The 7,314-nt window shown below is 47.2% G+C and carries 2 protein-coding genes; both read left to right on the forward strand.

The window, feature by feature from the left end:
* Positions 1-216: 216 nt before the first annotated feature.
* Positions 217-2,601, forward strand: coding sequence for a LamG domain-containing protein (locus QMD03_09650; GenBank protein ID MDI6777475.1), 2,385 nt, complete (start codon positions 217-219; stop codon positions 2,599-2,601).
* 64 nt (positions 2,602-2,665) lie between these two features.
* Entirely contained in the window at positions 2,666-7,312 is a 4,647-nt protein-coding gene (locus QMD03_09655; GenBank protein ID MDI6777476.1) for a PKD domain-containing protein, read from the forward strand.
* The last annotated feature ends 2 nt before the right edge of the window (positions 7,313-7,314 follow it).

A 7,314-nucleotide genomic window follows, 5' to 3' on the forward strand; every position in this document is an offset into this window, starting at 1 on the left:
CCATATCGACCGTGTTGGGGAAATTGTTTACTCTGCTTCAAAAGCAATTTCTTAAGGTTCAACGTGGATTCGAGGGGTAAACCCTATATGCCTCGTCGATCTGCCATTCTGAGTGAAGCAAAGAATTTCTTACCACACAAGTACTTGACGCAAAAAAATTGACTTTCTTTGGGGGGGTATATATTAGTCAGTATCTGAAAAATGGAGGTGGAAGAAATGGAAAGGTTTTATGGTTTAGAAAAGGTATTGGGGGTTGTTTCGGATTTAGAGGGATTGTTAAGGGATACTTCCCTTAATACTGATATTTTTGCAAGGCAAAAATATATGAAGATGTATCGGAGTTTGAAGAGAATGGGGTTTGGTTTGATGGGAGCGGTGATGATGGTTTTGGTTCTGGGGGCTGATTGGGCTTGCGCGGGGGATGTAGTGACAGGGAATCTGATCAAGAATCCCATTCCAAATACTAACATGAATTACTGGATAACAAGCAATGGTTTTACCAGACAGCACGATGTTTATTGGCGTTTTCGTGGTGGAGGTCAGGGTGGTGGTGGCGTCTGGTCAGATGCGTATCAGGATGTGGATGTTTCACAATATGTCGGGGCAATCGATGGCAAATGTGTCCAGATGAGCTTTAGCGGATGGGTTAGGGGGCAGAGACAGGATTCATGGCCTAACAATACTGACGACGGATGGTTTGAGATAACATTTTATGATGGCTCAGGGAATGAACTTGGGAAATATCCCACTAACTGGCACAACGGAGATTGGACTAAATTTGAGATCAAAGATAAACCCTTACCCGAAGGCACACGAAAAATCCGGGTCAAAATGGCAGCCCATCGCAACTATGGGGAGAATCAGGTTGATGCCTGGTTTTATGACCCGTGCCTTGTGCTCAGGGCGCCGAAGGTGGAGGTGATAACGCCTTCGGGGGGGTTCGATTTTGGCAATGTCTATCTTGCGACGAATGATTCTGCTAAGGCTTATAATAAATCGCAAAAGAAGACCTTAATCTTCAAGAATACCGGCGACGCTCTTACAAAACAGAGTTGGTCAATCAGCTCATCCCCTTACATGTGGATAAAGTTCTCAAAGTCATCAGGAGAGCTTGGGGGTGGTATGACCGAGAATGTTGATGTGTGGGTTGAGCCTCCTGAGGGTTACGAGCACACAGATTATAGAGATTACTTCGGTAACTTCAATCTTACATTGCCCTTTGAGGAGATAGGGGTTTCTGTTTCAGCCAGGGCATACGACCTGATACTCAAACCCACCTATGTTAGTCCTGCCCAGGGAGCAAACAGCAGGGTTAATGTCGCTCTAAATGCTAATGTTCGTTTTGAAGTGGCATCCGGAGGGAATCCTGTTTTTCCTGGGGCAACACTTGCCGGCTACCAATGGAAATTACCGGGCAATTCTGATTTTGGTAATCCGATAACCAATCCGCAGAAAAACACGAGCTTTTCTGATGCAGGTGAATACACACTCTATTGCAGGACAATTGATTCTAAGGGGGTGTGGTCGGGTTCTCTCACGATTCCGGTCCGTGCCTGGAACCGCCCAGAGGTTAAAAATACACCGCCGCAGTCTGCGGATGTCTCCTGGTATAACGGAAAATATGTGGGGGTTGTGGGTAAGCCTGTCTATCTGATGGCAGATGCCAACCTCAATGGAAATGAGGCGATTGAAAAATACCTCTGGGATATGAATGATAACTGGGCGACACAGACGGCTGGTCAGGTGGTCTCGCATATATGGAACAGCTCCAACTTAAACGGCAATATCCGCTGTAAGGCGGTCACCAATTATGGGGTGGAAAGTGATCCGGCAAAGGTGTTTGATCTGAAAATATACGATACCCTAAATGTGAATCCGCAGGGCCCATACACAGGTAAACCGAACAAGCCTGTTTCGCTTGCCTGCTCAATCAACAAGACAGCCTATCCTTCTTGCCAATCAATCGAGTATCAGTGGTATGTTGGCACCACCAGCACCAGTGTGAGCACTAACAGCAATGGTGAGGCAGAATATACCTGGACAGCAGAGGGCAGCTACGAACTCAAGGTTGTGGCCACTGTGACCACATCCGAGGGGTTGAAGCTAACCAACAGCAAAACTACAAATGCTACCATCGAAGCAGGCAAACCCACGGCCATGCCCGGCGGGCCTTATAAAGGAGGTATCGCAGGCGGCAACTTCTCGCCCATCCAATTCAGCGGCAATCCCCCGGACTTTAAGGAGTCTGATGATGTCGGCCATATCAAGGACTGGCAGTGGGTCTTTGCAGGTGTGGATGGGGGGCTTATGTTTGACGGGCAAAATGACTATGTGGATATCCCGGGTCTTACCTGGCAGCCGACAGCCTTTACAGTCAGCTGGTGGCTCTATCCCTTATCGCACACGAATTGGAATCAACATATAATGGCTGCCAATGGGTGGAATGGATTCGTTTTCCATACCACAAAAGATGGCGGAATATATACGGGAATCGGTTGGGGGACGAGATTTACCCCAACTAATATACCCAATGGCACCCTGCAACTCAATCAATGGCAGCACCTTGCCTTCACCTTTGATAATGGGACTGCAACCTTTTAAGAATGGTGTCTTATTGGCTGAAAAGACCGGTATGGATATGCCACAGGCCTGGGGAGGGTTTCAAATGGGTTATAATCACCCGAACACCATTCACGGCACTTTAGACGAGGTGGCTGTTTGGAACAAGGCCCTCACCGGTGAAGAGGTTGTAAAATACAAGGAGGGGATGACAGGTAAGGAGACAGGCCTTGTAGGTTACTGGCGGTTTGAGGAGGGGACAGGCACCATTGTCCATGATCTATCTCCTTCCGGGTATTCTGGCACACTTACTAATATGGGTTCGGAGAGCTGGGGTGTCTCAGGCCACCCGGCAAGTGTGCGGGGTATCTATAACCCAACCCACAGCTTTGAAAAGGCAGGCAAGTATATGGTCAGCCTGATGGTGCAATCGGAATACGGTAAATGGAGTTCTGTGCAGACAACACAGGTAGAGATAATAGACGGTAAGATTGCCTGGTATGTGAAGGCCGCAGACCTTCGCACACCAGTTAAGGATGTAAAGCTGACCCTCACCTCATCCCATGTGGACAAAGATGTCTTAAACCGGATTGCAGACGAGGATGATAGCCTTATTACCATTGGGGATGGCATTCTTCAATCTTTAACAGACGACAACGGCTACTACGAGTTTAGCCATCTTCCTTTGGGCAGTTATGAAATCCGGGCAAGCAAAGGCACAGGAGATAACGCCCATGAATTCGAGACAAGTATCCGGCACACCGAGCTTACCTTAGACAGCCCGAATAACCTGGCCACAGATTTTGTGGATATCAGCGTTTATCCGGTTGGCGGCAGGGTCATCTACAGCATCCAAAAGAACGGCCAGGATGTGCTGGTGGACGGTGTTAAAATTAAAGCCCAGCCAGTAGGCGGCGGCAGTAATATCGAGAGCACACCCAGCAAAAAATCACTTTTTAGCACTGGTGTCAATTACAGCCTGCCGCTCTTTGCCGGGAAATACCTCTTTTTGGCTGAAAGGCAGGGTAGCGATATCCGGATTAAGGAAACGATCCAGGGCTATGATGAAAATACTCAATTAGTCACCATTAAGGACACCAGAACCGATATTGATTTCATCAATTATACCACTCGGAGGTTGACTGTCTTTGTTCAGGATTCCGGTGGATATGCAGTTGGCAGCAAAACAGTGATCATCAGTGGTGACAACGGACAGGCAGAAGGGCTATCCGATGAGGCAGACGGCAGGTTTGTGTTCACCTTAAATCCCGGAAAATACTTAATAAAGGTAATAGATGCTAATCCTGAGACAAAAGAGGTTGATTTAATTGATGCCAATCGGGCCGTGGCTATGGTCATACCCAGCCCGATCGAACTTACCGTAAGTCCCAGGACCAGGCTCTTCGATCTGCCAGATGAATTCCTGGAGCAATTTGGTCTAAATAAAGACGATAATCCAGAGGGGTATATGTATTACTATCCACCGCAGCCAAGGGCGCATACCTATACTGTTACCGCTACATCGAACGGACATCCTGTGAAGGATTTCACGCTCTTTGTCCGCGATGAGGTGAGTATGATGACCCATGATCCACCCCTTGTTCAGGAAATATTTGTTGGTGGGGAGAAGGGAATTTATACTATGTTTGGTGGGCTGCCGAAAAGAGAAGGGCAGGGATCAGCTACCCTGGCCGGCACAAAGACAATCAAGTTTTGGGCGAAAAAAAATGGTTACCCGGTATACAAACGGGTGTGCAGATGTCACTTGATGCAGGAGCGAATCTATCCTGGGGGCAGCGGTGTTGGCCTGGGTGGTGAATGGGAGAGTGGTTATGCGGCAGAGCAGGGCGTGGGGTTTGTGCTTCATGATGATGATGTTGGAGATAACTATTCTACCCGTATCTATGAAGACCCCAGGTGGGGAACGCCTCTCTTCTTTGCTGAACCGGGTTGTATAACCTCTGATCCCTGGGAGCCGGGGACGAACAAGGCGGTTGATGTTGTTATGGAGTTGATTAAGGATACGACTGGCACCTTTGACTATCAGGATGGAGCGCATTATAAGGTGAAACTAACATATAATGGTCAGCGGGAATTAAAATCCTCAGGGATTGGTTTCCTGCTCTATGCTTCACCTGCTGATAACAAAAATAATTTGACTGTCAGGTTCAATGGGGATGCAGGGCCTTATGGGGTTGAACTCTCCAAGCAGGCGCCATGCGCAGATATTGTTGTCTCTGTCTATCCACCACAAATGGATCAGGAGAATTCAGAGGAGAAAGAATATTCAGCGGTCATTGGGGTTATTGAAGAGGCAGATGATCAGATCAGCCGTTCCCTGACGATAAAGCCCAAATTTGCCGACCTGCGCGCCCCCCGAGCCATTGTGGTTGCTCCATACTCCGGAGAACGGATCAGCCCGGTGCTCTTTCCAACCGAAAACCCCTTTGATATTGAGGTTGTGTCCAGTGATATGGATATTTCCAAGATTCAGCTCCAGATACGATCCAAACAGCCTGATGGGGTTTGGGAGCCATGGCGAAACCTGTCAGGTATGAAATGGGAAGGGACGAATACCTCTGTGGTCACCCTGTTTGAGTATCTTGACCGTGTGCCGCCGCGAAGGGAATTCACCTTTCACTGGACAGAGGATGAGATCAAGACGCTTGGTGTGGGTGAGTATGCCTTGCGGGCTGTGGCTACGGATAAAGCCACCAAACCCAATACGGATTTGGACCCGACTGATATGGTTTTCTTAGTAGATGAGAGCAAGCCATCGGTTTTGTGCAGTGTCCCTGATTATCAGGCATCAGAGGCAGAGCGAATCTATCGGGGCGAGTTGAGTGTGCTGTTCACCGATGATATGCGGGCAACGGATTTTACCGACCGCACCTTTTTGGTAACAGACCTGCTGGAAAACAATAAGCAGGTGGCCGGCTATGTCTCCTATTCCCCGGCTCTGCGTAAGGCTATCTTCGTGCCGATTGTGCCATTTACCCCATATGGCTTTTATCGGGTTGAGATTAAAACCGATGAGAAAAAAGTCGTTGGAACACAAACATCCATCGAGCGTGGTGTCCATGATTTAGCCGGTAATCCACTGGATAATGCCTTTATGTGGACATTCCGCACCAAGGATGCACCTTTTGAACAAGTTTGGTCTATTGGGTTAAGCGTAACCGATGGCATTGCTTTAGATGGAAATAATATGGCCGGGGTAGAATATGGTGCCAATGACGGAACGGATGAAAAGGATGCACCATCAGTGCCGACAATGGCTTCCCAGATGCGGTTGAGTTATTTAGACAGGCAGAAGAAGGAGTTTGAACGCGATATTCGTCCGGCAGATGGTAGATTATCACACCATTGGTTCTTTGTAGTTGATAATGCCAAAAAGTATGCGACTGTAACGCTGAGTTGGCAACCATCACTACTATTGACTAAAACCAATCGACAATATCAGGTTATGCGACTGGTGGAATTTGATAGTCAAGGTAATGTAACAAATAATATCTCACTTGACCCAACCAGTGTAAATACCAATCCGCAAACTGGTGACCCGGAGCTAACAGAGATTTACAGCTATGTTAATGAAGGTGAGTTATCAAGGTATTTTCGACTGGATGTGCAGAAGGTAGATTTTGTGGCAAAAAGTACAAAGAAAGGTTCATCCGGATGGAAATTCTTCTCTGTCCCTGTTACACCACAACGGGCAGAACCATTTGTCAATCTTGGAGATGATATTAACCCATTCAGACTCTATCAGTATAAAACCGAGATTGGTGGCTATAAAATCTACCCGTTTGACCTTGGTGAAGTATCTTTACAAACAGGAAATGGCTACTGGACACGGATTGAGGATGATGTAATAGTAGATGTAGGTGGGGCATCGAATTTCAACAATATCTCAATCGAACTGAATACCGTTGGTTGGCAAGCAATTGGTAATCCATTCATTCTGGCTGTAAATGTAGAGGATTTGGAATTTAGTGAGGGGACTGGCTCTGCTGTTTCGTTTAATCAAGCGGTTTCCGATGGTTTGATAGAAGGCACACTTTACCGTTGGGATATTGTCACCAAAGATGAGGCATATATGAGTGAGGTGCCAATATCAGACAGCTATGAAGCTGGAACAAGTGGTTCTAAATTGGAACCATGGGATGGATATTGGCTGAAAACTAAAAAGCCGAATATAACGCTTATCATTCCAGCCCCGCCAGGTGTAGGCACAGCAACTATGGAGATGCCTGATTACCTTAAGCCACCGCGAGCACCCAAATTATTGACGAACAAGCAGACAAACCCGACACTGCAATTTAACCTTTGTCTGGAGGTATTTTCAGAGGGTGCCTCAGACAAAAGCACTATTTTGGGAACAGCTCAGGAGGCTAAAGAAGATGCGGATGTTATGGATAGCTCTGAACCACCTATGATGGGACAAACCGTAGCCGCTTATTTTGAGCATAGCGACTGGGGAAAGAATGCCGGGCTATATAATCAGGATTATCAACCGGCAATGAATGTCGGCGAACAACGCACCTGGCAACTGACCGTTTCTACCGATAAGCCGAATGCAGCGATGACTATTTCGTGGGAAAAGACGATACGGCAGGTACCGGCTGATATTATGCTCTCCTTCAGAAAGGTTGGTGAGACAAAATGGCAGGATATGCGGCAGACAAACAAGGTGGAATTTACCTCACCCAAGTTCGCGATTCAAAAAGTTAAATTATTGACTATCAAGAGGTTATGAAT

The sequence above is a fragment of the Syntrophales bacterium genome, assembly GCA_030018935.1.
Lineage (GTDB): Bacteria > Desulfobacterota > Syntrophia > Syntrophales > CG2-30-49-12 > CG2-30-49-12.